16 protein-coding genes are annotated in these 15,026 nt (G+C 42.1%); 8 read left to right on the forward strand and 8 right to left on the reverse strand.

The genetic code is table 11. From position 1 onward, the window contains the following. The 3 genes from HMPREF9455_RS02655 to HMPREF9455_RS02665 all read right to left on the reverse strand — a co-directional run bounded on the left by HMPREF9455_RS02655 (window position 1) and on the right by HMPREF9455_RS02665 (window position 2,643). Window positions 1-393 carry a VOC family protein gene (locus HMPREF9455_RS02655; RefSeq protein WP_006798037.1) on the reverse strand — a complete coding sequence of 131 codons (393 nt, stop codon included), beginning with the start codon at window positions 391-393 and terminating at the stop codon, window positions 1-3. Window positions 394-422: 29 nt separating this feature from the next. Further along, window positions 423-851 carry an SRPBCC family protein gene (locus HMPREF9455_RS02660; RefSeq protein WP_006798038.1) on the reverse strand — a complete coding sequence of 143 codons (429 nt, stop codon included), beginning with the start codon at window positions 849-851 and terminating at the stop codon, window positions 423-425. 781 nt (window positions 852-1,632) lie between these two features. Continuing rightward, the gene (locus HMPREF9455_RS02665) at window positions 1,633-2,643 is read right to left on the reverse strand and encodes a L,D-transpeptidase (RefSeq protein WP_006798039.1); all 1,011 of its coding nucleotides are present in this window, start codon (window positions 2,641-2,643) and stop codon (window positions 1,633-1,635) included. A gap of 431 nt (window positions 2,644-3,074) precedes the next feature. On the opposite strand from HMPREF9455_RS02665, the gene HMPREF9455_RS20585 reads away from it, so the two are divergent. Together HMPREF9455_RS20585 and HMPREF9455_RS02675 are read left to right on the forward strand one after the other, a co-directional pair. Beyond that, complete coding sequence (locus tag HMPREF9455_RS20585) at window positions 3,075-3,857, forward strand: DUF6146 family protein (protein WP_006798040.1); 783 nt, start codon at window positions 3,075-3,077, stop codon at window positions 3,855-3,857. Window positions 3,858-4,035: 178 nt separating this feature from the next. After that, a complete protein-coding gene (locus HMPREF9455_RS02675) occupies window positions 4,036-4,992 on the forward strand; it encodes a DUF4421 family protein (RefSeq protein ID WP_157256588.1) in 957 nt (318 codons plus the stop codon). Window positions 4,993-5,114: 122 nt separating this feature from the next. On the opposite strand, the gene HMPREF9455_RS02680 is transcribed toward HMPREF9455_RS02675, so the two are convergent. Both HMPREF9455_RS02680 and HMPREF9455_RS02685 read right to left on the reverse strand, forming a co-directional pair. Beyond that, window positions 5,115-5,471, reverse strand: coding sequence for a DUF4890 domain-containing protein (locus tag HMPREF9455_RS02680; RefSeq protein WP_006798042.1), 357 nt, complete (start codon window positions 5,469-5,471; stop codon window positions 5,115-5,117). 92 nt (window positions 5,472-5,563) lie between these two features. After that, the gene (locus HMPREF9455_RS02685; RefSeq protein WP_006798043.1) at window positions 5,564-6,292 is read right to left on the reverse strand and encodes a hypothetical protein; all 729 of its coding nucleotides are present in this window, start codon (window positions 6,290-6,292) and stop codon (window positions 5,564-5,566) included. Window positions 6,293-6,498: 206 nt separating this feature from the next. Here HMPREF9455_RS02685 and HMPREF9455_RS02690 point away from each other — a divergent pair, with 206 nt between their 5' ends. Further along, entirely contained in the window at window positions 6,499-6,948 is a 450-nt protein-coding gene (locus HMPREF9455_RS02690) for a GNAT family N-acetyltransferase (RefSeq protein WP_006798044.1), read from the forward strand. A 12-nt stretch (window positions 6,949-6,960) separates the two neighbouring features. Here HMPREF9455_RS02690 and HMPREF9455_RS02695 read toward each other — a convergent pair whose 3' ends face one another. Then, window positions 6,961-7,659 carry a CDGSH iron-sulfur domain-containing protein gene (locus HMPREF9455_RS02695; RefSeq protein WP_006798045.1) on the reverse strand — a complete coding sequence of 233 codons (699 nt, stop codon included), beginning with the start codon at window positions 7,657-7,659 and terminating at the stop codon, window positions 6,961-6,963. 441 nt (window positions 7,660-8,100) lie between these two features. Beyond that, window positions 8,101-9,408, reverse strand: coding sequence for an alpha-L-fucosidase (locus HMPREF9455_RS02700; RefSeq protein WP_006798046.1), 1,308 nt, complete (start codon window positions 9,406-9,408; stop codon window positions 8,101-8,103). A gap of 389 nt (window positions 9,409-9,797) precedes the next feature. Here HMPREF9455_RS02700 and HMPREF9455_RS02705 point away from each other — a divergent pair, with 389 nt between their 5' ends. Genes HMPREF9455_RS02705 through HMPREF9455_RS02715 form a run of 3 tightly spaced genes read left to right on the forward strand, consistent with a single transcriptional unit; the run spans window position 9,798 to window position 10,782 of the window. Beyond that, window positions 9,798-10,076, forward strand: a complete 279-nt coding sequence (locus HMPREF9455_RS02705; RefSeq protein WP_006798047.1) for a hypothetical protein — start codon at window positions 9,798-9,800, stop codon at window positions 10,074-10,076. Further along, window positions 10,073-10,348 (forward strand): hypothetical protein, encoded by a 276-nt coding sequence (locus HMPREF9455_RS02710; RefSeq protein ID WP_006798048.1) that lies wholly within the window; start codon window positions 10,073-10,075, stop codon window positions 10,346-10,348. The genes HMPREF9455_RS02705 and HMPREF9455_RS02710 overlap by 4 nt, the downstream gene beginning before the upstream one ends. Before the next feature lie 53 nt (window positions 10,349-10,401). Further along, window positions 10,402-10,782 carry a terminase small subunit gene (locus HMPREF9455_RS02715; RefSeq protein WP_006798049.1) on the forward strand — a complete coding sequence of 127 codons (381 nt, stop codon included), beginning with the start codon at window positions 10,402-10,404 and terminating at the stop codon, window positions 10,780-10,782. Window positions 10,783-10,870: 88 nt separating this feature from the next. Here the strand turns inward: HMPREF9455_RS02715 and HMPREF9455_RS02720 are convergent, their stop codons facing one another. Continuing rightward, window positions 10,871-12,304 (reverse strand): cation:proton antiporter domain-containing protein, encoded by a 1,434-nt coding sequence (locus HMPREF9455_RS02720; RefSeq protein WP_006798050.1) that lies wholly within the window; start codon window positions 12,302-12,304, stop codon window positions 10,871-10,873. A gap of 363 nt (window positions 12,305-12,667) precedes the next feature. Here HMPREF9455_RS02720 and HMPREF9455_RS02725 point away from each other — a divergent pair, with 363 nt between their 5' ends. Then, complete coding sequence (locus tag HMPREF9455_RS02725; protein WP_044215351.1) at window positions 12,668-13,798, forward strand: WG repeat-containing protein; 1,131 nt, start codon at window positions 12,668-12,670, stop codon at window positions 13,796-13,798. A gap of 42 nt (window positions 13,799-13,840) precedes the next feature. After that, window positions 13,841-14,995 carry a WG repeat-containing protein gene (locus HMPREF9455_RS02730; RefSeq protein WP_006798052.1) on the forward strand — a complete coding sequence of 385 codons (1,155 nt, stop codon included), beginning with the start codon at window positions 13,841-13,843 and terminating at the stop codon, window positions 14,993-14,995. The last annotated feature ends 31 nt before the right edge of the window (window positions 14,996-15,026 follow it).

A 15,026-nucleotide genomic window follows, 5' to 3' on the forward strand; every position in this document is an offset into this window, starting at 1 on the left:
TTACTTCTCTGAGTGCAGTCCGAAGATATTCCCTTCGGTATCTACAGCAAGCGTAATAAAGCCATATTCCCCTATCGGGAATTTTGGTTGGTGTATCTGCCCTCCTGCGGCTACTACCCGGCTCTCTTCCACAGAGCAATCGTCGCACCCGAAATACACTACCGTGCTGTTGCCTCCGGCTTTCACGTCTTTCATCCATACCAGCGCTCCGGAAGCATTGGGGGCATCCATATCGTCTGCCATGGGAAACATTGCCATGTTGTAGTCCGTCGCGCCTTCCATCGGCATATCGGTCAATTCCTTAGCCAGTACTGTTTCATAAAATTTGCGGGCACGGGCCATATCGTCTACATAGATTTCAAACCATACTACGGGATTCGTCTTTGTTGCCATACTGATCTTGTTTTTTATTGGTAATTAAATTATTTTGATAGAAAATTCCTGAGGGATGTTCCTAATATTTCCTCCCAGCCTGCCACATAGTTTTCGCGGGAGAAGTCAGCCCCGGCATCGGCAAAGTTTTCCACACCTGTGTGCGTAAGGGTGACTTTAGTACCGTTGTCAACAGGCTGTAAATCCCATGTGACTACCGATTCGCCATTGCTCTGTGAGGGATGCGTCCATGTGTGGCTGAATCTTTTTTGCGGAACAATTTCTTTTATCACGCAACGGTGATGATAGATAACATCTTCGAAGGATACAGTAAAATTAAATTCGGCACCTTCTCTGAGTTCAAAGTCTTCGATGGTGAAATACCATTCTTCCATCTGGTTTTTATCGGTGATCGCGTTCCATACCTTCGATAAAGGCACCGGATAAATTTCTTCTGTTATTATGGGGATATTATGCATGAAACAGTGTTTTAAATTGATACTGATATATTTCTTTAAACAGAAAAGTGAATATCTGTGTTCATTCGAAAGAGTTAATATGTAGTTAGTTATTGTTGGTAAAATATAAAAATGCCGGGGGTGGCATAATAAACTGCGTCAGCCGGATTCTTTTTAGCTAACGTATGAAGCCGGACATTTGGTGCCCGGCTATTGTAGTATATTTTTTTAATGCGAATCAGTAGTTGCGCTTAAACGTTCATTTTGGCATTGCCCAAAACGAACCAAAAGGCTAGCGCTCCGCTCCTCGGCGACCCAAAACCGTTTTGCCGGCTGAATCAAACACACGGGCTATCGCCCCGTTTGATTCTATGCCGTCTGCAACGGATTGGGTACCCCGCCTGCGTCACTAATGCGCAAGGGCTGGCGCACGCGGGGCTAAAGCCTGAAAAATCTCTGTCTTGTCGCCGCATCGCGATTCCGGCCTCATTCCGCAGGCGGGGTACCCAATCCGTAAAGCGGAGGTGTAGGGCAAAATAGGGTAACTGCTATACACAGCTGATAATCCGGCTAGAGATGATTCCGTATTATTTTGCCCCACCGGAGCTGCGGTTTTGGGTCGCCGGAGGGATGCAGCCTTGATTTTTTGTTTCGTTTTGCATCAAGGCAAAATGAAAAACAAGACGGCAGGCGCGTTAGAAAAAAATAGAACAATTTTATACTACAATAATTATTTTAACTACTGATTGGTATTTTTACTTAATTGTTATAGGATATCTATCTGATTATTGAGGGTTTAACTTTATTCTATCACAAATACCACCGTGCCTTCCACGGGGAAGGTATCATAGATAAATTTGGCATGCGAAGTAGCATTACGCACACACATATGCGACCGTGGAGTAGTTCCCAGCGAAGCGCTGTATTCTATAAAATCTTTGCGGGGAGCATTCACCGGCACGCCGTGCAGGTATCCGCCATTGGTAAACCGGCTGGCGTAAGGAGCAAAGCCGCCTGTTTCGGTAGTGCCGTCGACAAGGAAAAACATCTTATATTTCTTCTCCTGTATGACGAACATCCCCAATGGAGTTTCCTGCTGATGGGGCGGTTTGTGCAATCCGGTAGTCACAGGATTCATGCTTCTTATCATCCACTTGTCCCCCTCCTTTTGCAGCGTGACCACATTCTCATTTATGCGATCTACAAATATGGCACTGCGGAAGGCTATACTATCTGCTATTTCTTTCACATACTTACGGGGGACCAGCCATTCGCCGGGAAAGTATACGGTCTCTATTTTTTCAAACTTTGTGCTGTCTGTTCCTTTTATCAGTTTCACCAGCGAACCGTCCCTGCCGTAACGCTCGGGAACTACGGTGTCCTGAAGGGAATATAAGGGTACCGACTGGTAACGTTCTACATCGTAATTGTCGGATATACGTTTATATACATTGCGGTGATATTCTTTTACCAGCGGGGCTTCCCCGTTGTTGTTCCTGTAATTTTGCAGAATGCCCCACGACGAATGCTCTATCTGCATGGAATCTATGGTTTTCAGCCCAGCTTTGATCTTCTCCCATTGAAACCGCCTTGTGGTATCTTTGTAGGGGTAAGTATCTTCGAGCGTGTACTTATCGTAGAGAAGTTCCTTTTCTACGGTGACTGTATCTGTTTTCTTTGTCTCATCTTTATCCTTTACAGCCACCGTATCTTGCGAGGGGGGATCTGTGGGTTGGGGATCAACATTTTTCTGCCTGCACGAATTTAATATAAGAATAGTGATAACTAGGAGAGTCGTAGTTATTTTAGCCATAAACTTTTGTTTTTGTATTTATTGTGAATATCCGTTTATCCCTAAGAATACGAATGATTTCCTTCTTGTTGCTATTTTTACAATTATTTCTTCTTTATAAAAATATTAACTTTTTATTATAAAAACAAAGAAGACGCTTTATTGTTTCCCATATTTACAAAATAAGCCCGTTCTGCCGGCTTATTTAAAAAGGTTGAGATTGTATAAGTTCTTTTTTTATAAAAATGGCGGTGATATCAACCGGTAATTAAAATTTAGCATTATTCGAAAGTTTTCTATGCTTTAAACATACAGATAAAGAGATATTTACCTGTATTGTTTCCTAAAAATACCAAAAGTGAAAGAAGGATAGCTGTTATGCATGAAATAATTGAAGAATTTCGTATATTTACAGAAGTATTCTACTCCTTATTTCTATAAATATCAGCATTATGAATAAACAAAGCATTACATTTCTGTTCTTGATGTTGTTTGCTTTACAAATGGCATATTCGCAAGTACCGGCAGTGAGGGGACAGATAACTTCGACAGAAGACAAAAGGGTACTACCGGCTGTTATGATATCTAATACATCGCGACAAATAAAGAGTGTCTCGGATAGCAAAGGAAATTATACAATACGCGCCGGGGTGGGCGATACACTCCGTTTCTCACTGATAGGATTTAAAATCAAACAGATAGTTGTAAGCAGTCCTGTGTGCGATATTGCCCTCGATACGGACAAACACGTTATGGGTAAGGGGACTCCCGGATCTGTTTATTCCCTTATAGAGAAACGGGAAGACAATATCTATCTGGTAGACGACAATGTGATCTCAAAAGATTCGTTGCTCAGGATAGATCCTTCTACAATAGAATCTATCAGCATACTCAAAGACGGTGATATGCACCCCATCAATAAGCCTGTGACCATAAGCATCAAGTTGAAACCCATTTACGAAGCCATCGTTATGGAATCCGGCTATGAAACATTCCTGGTCACTCAGCGGCCGAAAAATTTCTATACGGAATCGTCACTGAAGACTAAAAATGTATTCCTTGTGAATGAATGGAATTACCGCTGCGACAATCCCATGCTATACAGCCCGCTGATCTATGAAGCAAAAATAGATTACAATCCACAGAACGAATACGGGCTGGATGTGGAATACCGCTTGTACATGTTTTTCAGGTATATGGATAAAAAATACAGGCTGGGACTCGAAAACTGGTAAGTTTTGTGAAAATTTGCGACAAAATCCGTTCACAAATCAAATTATTCCTGTCTTTTTGATTGAGGTTAATGCCTTTATACTATTTTTGCGCTTAATCCGTTTCCTTAATAAAATAAAGAGAGCAAGTATATATAATGCCGGCATTAATCAAAAAACGAAACCGCTTATCAAGAGCCTGGTGTATAATTATATTGGTATTTTTGGTACTCGTGTCCAATACGGATTTTCACAGACCGACAGTACCTATATCGGTTTCTTTGAGCAGCCTCTCTCGGTGCGTACCTACTTCATGGATAAGTTTACCGTGCTTTCGCACCAGCAGGGCGACCACGACGATGAAACCTCTTACCGCTCCAATGCTCCTTTTGGCATCGGCTTTGGCTTTTCGTACAAAAATGTCTCGCTGAGCGGTGCCTATGGTTTCGATTTCATGCGTGACAAGAAACGGGGAAAGACCCGCTCATTCGACTTTCAGTATCATCATTACGGGCGGAAGTTTGTTTACGATATATTTTTCCAGAACTATAAAGGCTTATATACCGAACCCGAAAACGATAGATATGAATTGTATCCCGACATAAAGCTGAAGCAATACGGAGTATATGGACAGTATGTCTTCAACGGCAATAAGTTTTCCTATCCGGCAGCCTTCAATCAGAGCGAAAAGCAATTGAAATCGGCCGGGAGTTTCCTGCTTGGAGGTGCAGTGTACTTCAATGAAGCCCGCGCCGATAGTTCACTGGTGTTTGATGGCGGTCACAAACTAAAAAATTATCAGGTGGGTGTAAATGGAGGTTATGCCTATACGTGGGTTGCCAACAAGCGGATATATGTTTCGCTGTCTCTTTCGGTGGCGGCGAATGTAGGTTTTGAAAATATAGACGGAAGAAAAAATAAGGTGAAAGTATATCCATCCTTTTTTCCCCGCTTCTCGATGGGATGCAACCACGATACGTGGTCGGTAGGAGCATCGGTGGTCAACAACCGGGTGTATATTCTCTATACAGCCCCTTCAAAAATGGCATTCGATGCGGGGGCAATCCAGTTCTCGGTTATCAAGCGATTTGGAAAAGCGCCTAAGTTTCTCGAAAACCAGAAGATAATAGATAAATATAACGAATACAGGTTTTGGTAGGGGAGGCTAAAAATAAAATCCAGGAATCTCAAGTAAAAGTATGGGATATGACATAAAAATGGGCTGTCTCAAAAGTCTTTTTACTTTAGGAACAGCCCCTTTTCCATGTTATTCTCGTATCGTCAGTTTCTTCTCCGGCGATTCTCCTGCATTTTCTTCTGATGCTCATCAAATTTCTTTTGCTGGTCTTCGGTCAGTACAGCCTTAATAGCGGCAGTACGTTCTTCCAGATTCTTCTGGAATTGAGCTCTTAGCTTTTCCCGGTCGGTTTCTTTGCTATCGTCGGCTAGCGGCTGGGCAAATTTCAGGTTTATTTCATATACTTTCTTTTGCTGGTCTTCTGTCAGGCTGAGTTCCTTTACCAGTGTTTCAGTTTGTCTTTTGGCTCTTTCTTCAGGTGTGGAACGTTGTCTCTGTTGGGCGAATACTCCACTTGTAGCGAACAATGCAATTGTAAGAAACAATACTAACTTCTTCATAGATTATAAAAATTAAGTTATACATACCGTCTACTATGACTATCGAAACCTGAAAAAGTAAATTCGGAAAGTCGTCTTTTTTAGTTAAATAATCATAAAACAAAAAAGTATACACCCAATACAGCACCTACAATAAGAATGGATGCGATAACAGAGGCATACATCGTATCGGTGGAAATCTTAAATACATTCCTGATCCGTTCCTGGCTGATAGTCCACAGCGTGCCGCTAAAAAACAAGCTGCCGATAAGGAATGTGGGGTCGTAGGCAATGAAGAACATCCAGAGCAGCCCCATGAGTGCAAAGCTCAGATAGATGGATAGCAATATCCATCCCGCCGTCTTTTTCATCCAGAAGAGTATGGCTGCCAATGGCGTGATGATGACAGGAAACAGGAATATAACTACGCTGAAATCCCATCTCGAATCCTGAAACAGTCCTGTAATCAGGTCGAACTGGGTAATAATCTGCAACAGGCCAATAGCAAGGAATATAATAGCAATGGTATTAATCAGTCTGGGCGATTTGCGGGCATCGTCTTCGTTGTCCTGTATAGGGCTTATGTAATCCATAATACCGGAGCCTTTTTCTTTCAGCGTATTCTTTATCTCCTCCCTATGTTCCTTTTTTAAGGCGAGTTCCTGCCGTTCAGCTTCCAGTTCGGCTATAGCCCTGTTTTTATCATCGGGGGTAAGATCGCGGGCATCGAGTTCGTCCCGGGCGGTCTTCACGGCTTCGGGGCGGTAGTTTTCGGGGTTCTCTATAATCCGCAGCAGGGCGGTTACAGAATATGTTTTATATACTTCAGATAACTGGCTCATATTTCGTCATTGTTTACACGGTAAAGATAAGATATTTATGCGAATCCGTAGCTTTAAAGGCCGGACGGAAATAAACGCTGAAAATATTGTGTAGTAGAAATCACCTTATAAAATCACATATTTGCAAACTGATGCTAATGCTTTTTACCTATCTTTGAAAATAATAGTTGTTAGAAAAGGATTAGACAATATCATAAAAAAACAATATGAAGATAATATCCGTCAAAGAGACTCCCGGATATAAGGATAAAGCGATAGATTATATCAGTAGCAAATGGTCGGCTTCCCGTATCATTTATGACGATTGCATTTCCCATTGTCTTACATCTCCCAGCCCTGTTCCCCAATGGTATCTGCTGGAAAAAGAAAATAAAATAATAGGATGTGCAGGACTGGTAACAAACGATTTTATCAGTCGTATGGATCTATATCCCTGGGTATGTGCTGTATTTATTGAAGAAAAGCACCGGGGAAATGCATATGGTTCCCTCTTGCTGGAGCAAGCAAAAGAAGACACCCGTAAAGCGGGTTTCCACAGCCTTTATCTTTGCACGGACCATATCGGTTTTTACGAAAAATATGGATTCCGGTATATCGGGCAAGGCTATCATCCATGGAACGAGGAATCGAGGATTTATGAGTTTACGGGTCTCTGAATTAAAAATACTTTATTCAGGAATTTCTTCCTTGTTCCCTTCTCTATCCTCCATATGACGGGCATCACAAAACGGCTTGTTCCGTGATTTACCGCAACGGCAAAGAGTCATCCTGTTGCGTGCGGCGTATGGGCGTCCGTTGGCATCTTCTACACTGATGCCTCCTTTCAGCCATATAGGCCCGTGTGTTTCGGCTACCGTATCTTCGAGGATACTTATTTCCTGAGCAAGTTCGGGTTCTATCCTTTTCCCGTCTTTGGTTACGGCAGTGAGGCGTCCACTGGGGCAATTGCAACATTGCCGGATAACAGTCTCTATGGTTTCTTCATCGTCGCCTTCTTGCACCAAATCCCATGTGGTCCCGTTGGTGTCACAGAAACGGGCTACTGCACAGAGGTTCTGCGCATCTAGCATATCTATACGTTTACCTTCCGTAAACAGAGCTGTTTGCTCATACGGGCGGTGAGTGGCGGTTTCTTTTCCATAAAATCCCTGCAAATGTGAGCCATCACAGTAGGGCTTATTATTCGATCTCCCGCACCGGCACAAATGATAGGTTTGCTGCAATGGGAACGTTCTGATATGCTCATAACCTGTCGATGCTCCGTTTTCATTGTATAGATAGCCCAATTGGTCGAGTGGCACATTTCCCGTCACTTCGTAAGGGCCATTTTCCAGCACTTTTACTTTTTTCGGATCTTGTGTGTTCATAGCTTTGTTCTTTTAAGATCTGAAGCCGTCCCTGATTTTATTTCTTCCGTTTCATATTGTCATATACAGAGCTTCCCTGTTTCCTTTTTTCGAGGACCTTCCCTTATTATTTAAGATGACAGAGAAAAGATTTATATCATAATGACAGCAAAACTTCGATAATTTCTTAGTTGTATTCAATCTTAACAAACTGCTACATGATAAGTTTACGGATTTACCGCGAAAAATAAAAAAAAAGTCCGCAACATCACATCGCAGACTTTCCTAAACCTTAACACAAACTTTACAAAACTACACGCCGTTATAACTGTAAACGGACGTATTATGTTCACGGGAATTTGATATTTAACATTATTATTAGATATTTTAAGAATTCTGTTATCTGAAAAGGCTTTTGACGAGTAAAAGTATATTTATTTTTTATGGTTTTATGGCTTTTTTTTATTTTAGCACTATTTCTATAATAGAATCTGTTTCATCTAATCCTCCGGCGAATGAAAAAGTCACATCCCCTGTCTTTTTATCTTTCTCCCATTCGGGTTGTGCAGAGACATTTATCCATTTTGCCGATTTTATGTCCGGTATATTCAGCGTAATGGATTTTGTGTCCTTATCCAGTATATGGATATAGTATGTTTTATCCTTTTTAGTCACTGCGCCCCATGTCTGAGGTTTTACAAAGCCCTGCTCTGTGCCGTATATCGTATATCCGTACTTATCCATCCATTTGCCCATCTCCTGCAGGCGTTGCACACATTCGGGCTGTATCTGCCCGTCAGGCATAGGCCCTACGTTCAGCAGGAGGTTAGCACCCGTTCCGGCAGTGCGTATCAGCAGATGTAGAAGCTCTTTTGCAGATTTGAAATTGTCGTCGGTGATGTTGAAGCCCCATGCGCCGTTTATTGTTTCACAGGTTTCGAGTGGAAGGCGTGAAACTTCCTGTCCGCTATATCCCGATTTGTTCTCACCCGGCACATCACGTTCAAAGATTTGATAGTCCTCTCCCGCAAATGGCGGCAGATGGTGGTTATTGGCTACCAGACATCCCGGACGAAGGGTATGGATGAGTTTGTATATCTCGGGATAGTGCCAGTCTACATGTGTGGTGTGGTCGGTACGATTTTCATCTTCGGTCTGATCCCAGTGTCCGTCGAACCATATGCCGGCAATCTCATAGTTGGTAAGTAATTCGGTCAGCTGGGCTTTCATAAAGTTGATATACGACAGCCAGTCGCTTTTTCCGGTACGTCCTGCGGCCTTTCCCGTGCGCCCGGTTTCATACTGGTAATCGGTACGCATCCAGTCGAGAAGGGAATAATACAATACCAGCTTCATGTCCTGTTTTTGGCATTCGTCCGACAATTGTTTTACAAGATCCTTCCCGTAAGGTGTGTTCATTATGTTCCAGTCCGACTGTTTCGTGTCCCAGTTGCTGAAGCCATCGTGATGGCGGGAGGTAAACGTGATATATTTCATCCCTGCATCTTTGGCTATCCTGACCCATTCTTTGGCATCGAAGGCTTGCGGATTGAACAGTGTTTGCAGGCGCATATAGTCTTTCCCTTTTACGGGGCGGGTGTTCATTACCCATTCTCCGGCTCCCAGTACACTATACGGGCCAAAGTGTACGAACATGCCGAAACGGGCGTCTTCAAACCATTTGGTATCGGTTTTTTGTACTGTTTCCTGACTATTCATGCGGGGAACTATAAACGAAATAAGCAATAAGCTGAATAATACTTTTTTCATGGGCGGCTTTATTAAAAGTTAACAGGTATAAAGGTAAGGAAAAGAGGGGAGAAGAATTAAGAGCCTGTTTAAATTTTACCAAAATATTTTATTATAGATTCTTTTTCGTTCATTTTTAGTCTCTTTTTGGCTATTTTTTCATTCTCTCAGTTCAAATAGCCCGCTATTATCACTTCGAGGAAGAAAAAACTATCTCAAAAATAGTTCTAAAAATTTAAACGAATAAAATTTAAACAGGCTCTAAGAAATTAAATAAAAAACAGTGTGGTATACTTCATACGCAAGTTACGTTTGACTAAACCAGCCTAACATCGGCAAACAAAGACCTGTTTTTCCGATTTATTTCTGCATTTTTTTCAGACTCATTTATCTATACTGTAAAAACAGCTATGGATGCAATAATGATAAGCGTCACTCTGACTTTAACCGCAATTACCTCTCTTTACTGGGGTGAAGTTCTTTCTATCCGTCTGCCCGAAATAGACAAAAGATTCGACCGTAAGCCTTTCAATTGTCGTCCTTGTTTTACTTTCCATATTTCGTGGCTATTAGCTTTATTGTCAGGGATTATATTAGGATGCGCATACCTTGTGTTTATTGGCGTATTTATATCATTCGCACTGTTTTTTATTACAAAATTTATTGACAATAAAAAGATAACAAAATGAGTGAAATGAACCTAAAATCAGAAGTAGAGCAGCTTTTAGCTGAAATAGAGAGAACCCACAGGTACTCGATGAGTAAGATATATAACCTTGCGAATAGAGTATTTAATAAAAATGAAATACCTCAGTCGTGTGCCAGCTGCCTAATACGAAAGACTCGTGAATTAAGGAGTTGGCTCAATATGCAGGAAAGTGAAACGGAAGTACCGAAACCAGCGGTAGAAACTCAGGCAAAGAAGAGAAAAAGTAAGAAAACAGGGGAGGGAAAAGTATAAAATACGGCAATTTACACTCCTTTTCCTATTACTCACATTAAATACAAAAACATATGACAACAGTAAATTCTATGACGCGACAAAAAAGAACAAAACAACAACTATATACTGACCCCGAAATGCTACTTTCCAAGGCATTTGAATACTTTACATGGTGTGAAGAAAATCCGTGGCTGAAGAAAGAACTGATGCGCTCGGGCGAAAAGAAAGGTGAATTCATAGAGACACCTATACCGAGGCCATTCACTCTCGCAGGCATGTGCGTATACTGCGGCATCAGCGAATCTGCATTTATGCGGTACGGCAAGGATGAAGAGATGCGTGATGCAGCAGCCCATATTTTGGGTATAATCCGCCAGACCTATCTCGAAGGCGCTATATTGGGAGAATATAACGCTACATTTGTGGCGAATCTGCTCGAAGATTTATACTAGGTATTTCGGGATAGTCGGAGGGGATTATATTAAAAACGGGATTGAAACTTAAGTTTCAATCCCGTTATTTTTGTTTATCCTTCAAATTTTATTTCGAAACAGGAGCTTTTGACGTATTGTCTTTGAATACTCTGTTTATTATATTCAGCACCGGACCTGTCATAAACGTAGTCACCAGTGCCATTATCACCATCATGGCAAATATTTCAGCATTGAGCACACCCAGATCGTAACCGATATTGAGTACCACCAGTTCCATCAGTCCGCGTGTATTCATCAATGTACCTATGGTGAGGCTGTCCTTCCAGCTTTGCCCTACATACTTGGCGGCTACCGCACTGCCTACGAATTTGCCGAATACGGCCACAAGGATTATCACTCCGGTTACTATCCACAGATAAGAGTCGTTGAGCAATCCGATTTCGGTACGCAGCCCCGTGATGACGAAGAATAAAGGCAACAGGAGTACCAGGGCCACATCTTCTATCTTGTCTATAAACATGCTTCTGAAACGTGGATTGCTAGGCATGATAACACCGGCCATAAATGCGCCGAACAGGGCATGGATACCGATTATTTCAGTGACAAACGAAGAACAGAGCAATACGAGGAAGAATATGGCAATAGCCGATTGTTTAAAGCCCTTTTCTGTCTTTAAGGATTCTGCCGTTTTCTTGAGGAAGGGACGCACAATCTTTATCATAAATGCCACATAAGCTACGGCCAGCAGAATGGTATAAATAGAACTGACAAACGAACCTGCCTTCACAATGGCAATCACAGCTGCCAGCAGGCACCATGCGGTGATATCGTCGGCCGCGGCACAGGTGATAACAATTGCTCCCAGTTTGGTCTTGTGTATCCCGCGTTCCTGAATGATGCGTGCCAGCACCGGAAATGCGGTTATACTCATCGATATACCCAGAAACAGACCGAACGACATGAATGAAATGCCATCAGGAGCGAATGACGAATATATGAAATAGGCAAGCGCTATACCTGCCGCAAAAGGGATTATAATACTGGCATGACTGATGACAACGGCTTCGTGAGCCTTGGTCTTCAATACTTTCAGATTGAGCTCCATACCTACGATAAACATAAACAGGATAAGCCCTATCTGGCTCAGCACCTGTAGATTGGCTAGCGACTTCACAGGGAATATAAATTCGGATACCTCCGGCAGGTATAGTCCTAATAATGAAGGGCCGAGTACGATACCCGCAATTATTTCACCTACTACCACGGGTTGTCCTATCTTATTGAAGAGCCATCCGAATACACGTGCAAAAACGATAATGATAGTTATTTGCAGCAACAGAATACCCGCAGGATGTTGGATATTAGACACAAATGAATCAAAAAAATCCTGAAATGAACTTCCAGTAGCTGCATTTTCTATAACATGGCGTCCGGCTTCAAGACCTTTTCCTTGGGTAATAAGCCAGTAAACGAGAAAAGAAAACCCTCCGATAATGAGGATGTAGAAAAATACTGTCCTAAACTTTTTCACAATTTCCATAGTTGTGTGCGTGTTTTTATTATTAGTGATTTTTCATGTAGAAAAAGAAGTGAAGATCCGATCTGTAAGCTTTACATATTTTTCCGCATATGTTTTATAACAGTTAAATAATAAATGCTGTTTAACTGAAACTGTTAAAAATAACCGGTTACAGAGCACAAAAATAAAGAAATAAATATATCAAAGACATTCTTATACCAAATCTTTCGTGCAATTAACTAAGAATATACCGGCTTGATAATTGCCTTTGGCTCTTGTTTTCATTCCGTTTTCGACAGAAAAATGCCCTTAAATCCAATATACAAATAATAATACCCGTACTGTAGCGTTCTAATACAGATAGGAAAAACCTAAACAAGTATTATGAAAAACGTGCCCCTATACTGTTTTCTGACCATTATCCTATTTTTTCCATCCTGCGTTTTTCACAGGAATTATAAGTTTAGCCGGCTCGATTCGCTGCAATCGCTCAATGGGATATATGAAAACAGAGATAATATTATAACCCGGTCGCTGAATATGAGAGACGAAAAGGATGTAGACCTCGTCAGGTTCGAATTTACCGATTCGCAGACGCTGAATGTGTCATGCCTTGTTGATTCGGGCTTTGGGGTCAACCGGACTTTTAAAGGTAAGTTCAAACCGGAGAAGGGCTATTTTGAAATCGTTTTTGGCAAGAAATGGCTGTGTCTTCTAATATTTTACCATCATTCGAGCGATAAGGTCAGGATAGGACGGGATACTTTCGGAAAACTGTTTCTAACCAAGGAGGTAGCCTATAGGCAACAAACGCTCATCGTTTTCGGAGAAGCATACGACTATGACTATGGCGAAAGCCTCGGCAAAGTGGAAGGAATCGTTCTGCGTCCCGCCCTCCGCTTCGAAAAATGGGGATATGCAGACCCCGCAGGCAAGATTGTAATACGTCCTGTTTATGATTTCGCATGGCGGTTTGAGGGAGAAGTAGCCCGTGTACTCAAAGACAAAAAGTGGGGATTGATAGACAAGGCCGGAAACGAAATATTGCCTCCTGCCTATAGCGAAATAGAAGAGTTCGGCACGCAGGAGGTTGCACGGGCTTACCACAACAAGAAAACGGGCTTTATCAACCGGGCAGGAAAGGAAGTAGTACCTGTAATGTATGATAAAATAGACGATGTATATACCGGCGACAGTATTACCACGACAATGCTAAATGGAAAGTACGGATTTGTAAGCTATAGCAGGGTCATTGTACCTCCTGTTTTCGACCATGCCATGCGTAGGGACGATGTCACGGGGCACAACAAGGCAATGAAACGAATTTTACCGGGGTATGTGGGTACAGCTGAGGTAGACAGAGTGCGGTATGCAGTAGACGAAGATGGCTATATTTACAAGATGGCAGGGCGATCGGAGATAGAGCCTGCATCGCGAAAGCACTGGACAGAATTGCCTGTGCCGCAGGGACAGCAAAATATACACAGGCTTTTTCCTGTCTCGGATAAGCAATAATCCACAACTTTTATTTATCTTGATTGCCAATTAGCCGACACTATGAAAAACAAGAGTTACGCACTATTTTTTCTTCTGCTTATTCTCATGCTTGCATCCTGCGCGTCGCATAGGAAATACACATTTAGCACACTGGATTCGTTACATTCGCTCAACGGGACATATGTGAACCGTGCTGGCTATATAACGCAGGCATTCAATATACGCAAAAATTATATCGACCTGGTCAGACTCGAATTTGCTGCATCTGATACGCTAAACGTATATTGCCTTACTGATACGGGCTATGTACATTTTGTTTCGCGCAAAGGGAAGCTGAATAAAAAGAAGAATTACTTTGAGATCGTTTTGGAAAAAAACAGAGCCATATTTCTCCTGATGAATGGTATATCGAACGATAAGGTCAGGATGGGAGTAGATTCGTCAGGTAAATTATTCTTAAACAAACAATACGATAGCTTCGGCAATTTTTTCATCTTGATGGGGGCCTATGATTATGACTTTGGGGAGAGTATGGAGATGTTGAGCGATACTGTACTCCGTCCTGTCCGCAAAGACGGCAAATGGGGATATGCCCGTGCAGATGGCAGTATAGAGATAGAGCCGCAATATGACTTTGTCAGACTGTTTGAGGGTAATGTGGCCCGGGTGCAGGTAGATAAAAAATGGGGCTTGATAAATAGGTCAGGAGAGGAGGTCGCTCCTGCGATATACACAAATATAGGGGACTTTGAAGGTCGAAAAACCACCCGTGCCTATCGCGGCGAAAAAGAAGGTTTTATAGGGCGTGACGGAAAGGAAGCCGTGCCCGTGATATATGACAGAATAGATTATATGAGTAGCGGGGACAGTATAGGAAGAAGCCGTCTGGATGGCAGATACGGGTATGTGAGCCGTACGGGCGTTATTGTACCGCCTGTATTTGATGCAGCCGAGTACATTGGTACTTATTACAATCACAGCTATGTGAAGGATATAAGAAAGACATTGCCCAATTATATAGGAGAAGTTGTAATAGAGAAAAAGCGATATGCTATAGATGATAATGGATACATATACAATATTTCGGATAATATAATAAGTAAGGTCCGTATCTTACTGGATTCGAAAAGGCACTGGACAGAAATATACATACCTAAGGGTAAAGATGAGGAACAAATGGATATACATCGTATCGTGCCTGCCACAGGGCAATAATATTCATACCCTCATATCCTTCTTGGCCGAA

Origin of the sequence: Dysgonomonas gadei ATCC BAA-286, assembly GCF_000213555.1 — a bacterium.
GTDB lineage: Bacteria > Bacteroidota > Bacteroidia > Bacteroidales > Dysgonomonadaceae > Dysgonomonas > Dysgonomonas gadei.

Excerpts from the sequence above, each read along its gene's own strand:
- HMPREF9455_RS20585 (WP_006798040.1), top strand. The coding sequence starts at position 3,075 with ATGAATAAACAAAGCATTACATTTCTGTTCTTGATGTTGTTTGCTTTA.
- HMPREF9455_RS02700 (WP_006798046.1), bottom strand. The coding sequence starts at position 9,408 with ATGAAAAAAGTATTATTCAGCTTATTGCTTATTTCGTTTATAGTTCCC.
- HMPREF9455_RS02655 (WP_006798037.1), bottom strand. The coding sequence starts at position 393 with ATGGCAACAAAGACGAATCCCGTAGTATGGTTTGAAATCTATGTAGAC.
- HMPREF9455_RS02725 (WP_044215351.1), top strand. The coding sequence starts at position 12,668 with ATGAAAAACGTGCCCCTATACTGTTTTCTGACCATTATCCTATTTTTT.
- HMPREF9455_RS02705 (WP_006798047.1), top strand. The coding sequence starts at position 9,798 with ATGGATGCAATAATGATAAGCGTCACTCTGACTTTAACCGCAATTACC.
- HMPREF9455_RS02720 (WP_006798050.1), bottom strand. The coding sequence starts at position 12,304 with ATGGAAATTGTGAAAAAGTTTAGGACAGTATTTTTCTACATCCTCATT.
- HMPREF9455_RS02690 (WP_006798044.1), top strand. The coding sequence starts at position 6,499 with ATGAAGATAATATCCGTCAAAGAGACTCCCGGATATAAGGATAAAGCG.
- HMPREF9455_RS02665 (WP_006798039.1), bottom strand. The coding sequence starts at position 2,643 with ATGGCTAAAATAACTACGACTCTCCTAGTTATCACTATTCTTATATTA.
- HMPREF9455_RS02685 (WP_006798043.1), bottom strand. The coding sequence starts at position 6,292 with ATGAGCCAGTTATCTGAAGTATATAAAACATATTCTGTAACCGCCCTG.
- HMPREF9455_RS02730 (WP_006798052.1), top strand. The coding sequence starts at position 13,841 with ATGAAAAACAAGAGTTACGCACTATTTTTTCTTCTGCTTATTCTCATG.
- HMPREF9455_RS02710 (WP_006798048.1), top strand. The coding sequence starts at position 10,073 with ATGAGTGAAATGAACCTAAAATCAGAAGTAGAGCAGCTTTTAGCTGAA.
- HMPREF9455_RS02715 (WP_006798049.1), top strand. The coding sequence starts at position 10,402 with ATGACAACAGTAAATTCTATGACGCGACAAAAAAGAACAAAACAACAA.
- HMPREF9455_RS02695 (WP_006798045.1), bottom strand. The coding sequence starts at position 7,659 with ATGAACACACAAGATCCGAAAAAAGTAAAAGTGCTGGAAAATGGCCCT.
- HMPREF9455_RS02680 (WP_006798042.1), bottom strand. The coding sequence starts at position 5,471 with ATGAAGAAGTTAGTATTGTTTCTTACAATTGCATTGTTCGCTACAAGT.
- HMPREF9455_RS02660 (WP_006798038.1), bottom strand. The coding sequence starts at position 851 with ATGCATAATATCCCCATAATAACAGAAGAAATTTATCCGGTGCCTTTA.